Source organism: Klebsiella sp. 141162, assembly GCF_050600755.1.
Lineage (GTDB): Bacteria > Pseudomonadota > Gammaproteobacteria > Enterobacterales > Enterobacteriaceae > Klebsiella > Klebsiella aerogenes.
This window is the reverse complement of the sequence record NZ_JAQIRI010000022.1, coordinates 1-1,442: the sequence shown is the minus strand read 5'-3', so window position 1 is coordinate 1,442 and position 1,442 is coordinate 1. Positions and strand designations below refer to the sequence as shown.

Below are 1,442 nucleotides of genomic sequence, written 5' to 3'. Positions count from 1 at the left end.
GCCGGGGCGGCTGCCTGAACCGGTGCGAAAGACGGAGTGGCCGCCGTCAGCTGGCTGACGTCGCCGCCGTCGCTGACTTTGACCACGAAGGCTTTGCCTTCCACTTCCACGGTGTAGACGCCGGAGGCGGCGGCTTTTGCCGGCGCGGCAGATTTTGCTTCTTCCACCTGCGGCACGGGCTCAAAGGCCGCCGGGTTGTGGCGGTTTTCGAGGAACTTCAGGCCGATTTGCGGGAACAGCGCCACGGTGAGCACGTCGTCGATGGCGTTTTCGGCAAGCGTGATGCCCTTCTCCTGCGCCTGGCGTTTGACGTCGGCTTCAAGCTCCGCCAGCTCAGGCTTCAGCAGGTCGGCCGGGCGGCAGGTGACGGCGTCGGCGCCGTCGAGCACCCGCGCCTGCAGGGCGGCGTTAACCGGCGCCGGGGTGTGGCCGTATTCGCCTTTCAGGATACCGGCGGTCTCTTTAGCGATGGTTTTGTAGCGCTCGCCGCCCAGCACGTTAAGCACCGCCTGGGTGCCGACAATCTGCGAGGTCGGGGTGACCAGCGGGATGAAGCCGAGGTCCTCGCGCACGCGGGGGATTTCCGCCAGCACCTCATCCAGACGGTGGGCGGCGCTCTGCTGTTTAAGCTGGCTCTCAAGGTTGGTGAGCATCCCGCCCGGCACCTGGGCGACCAGGATACGGCTGTCGGTGCCTTTCAGCTGGCCTTCGAAGGCGTGGTATTTTTTGCGCACCTCGCGGAAGTACGCGGCGATGCTCTCCAGTTTGTGGATATCGAGGCCGGTGTCGTAGCGGGTCCCGGCGAGGGTGGCCACCAGCGCTTCGGTGGCCGGGTGGCCGTAGGTGGCGCTCATCGAGGAGATGGCGGTATCGACGCCGTCGACGCCGGCTTCAATAGCCTTCAGCAGCGCCATCTCCGCCATGCCGGTGGTGGCGTGGCAGTGCAGGTGCAGGGTGACGGCAAAGCGTTTTTTGATTTCGCTGACCAGCTCAAAGGCGGCGTTCGGGGTGAGAATGCCGGACATGTCCTTGATGGCGATGGAGTCGACGCCGGTCTCCAGCAGCTGTTCGGTGAGGTCGAGCCAGGTCTGCAGGGTGTGCGCCGGGCTGGTGGTGTAGCTGAGGGTCCCCTGGGCGTGGGCGCCGTGGCTGCGCACCGCCTGCAGGGCGGCTTTCATGTTGCGCGGGTCGTTCATGGCATCGAAAACGCGGAACACGTCCATGCCGTTTTTGACGGCGCGCTCCACAAAGCGCGCCACCACGTCGTCGGCGTAGTGGCGGTAGCCGAGCAGGTTCTGGCCGCGCAGCAGCATCTGCAGCGGGGTTTTCGGCATCACCTTTTTCAGTTCGCGCAGGCGGACCCACGGGTCCTCGCCGAGGAAGCGGATGCAGGCGTCAAAGGTGGCGCCGCCCCAGCATTCCAGCGAGCGGTAGCCGACGTC

Annotated in this window: 1 protein-coding gene; it reads right to left on the bottom strand. The window is 66.0% G+C overall.

The window, feature by feature from the left end; translation table 11 throughout:
- A partial coding sequence (gene oadA, locus PGR23_RS24370; protein ID WP_430915672.1) for a sodium-extruding oxaloacetate decarboxylase subunit alpha occupies positions 1-1,442 on the bottom strand: 1,442 nt, incomplete at both ends.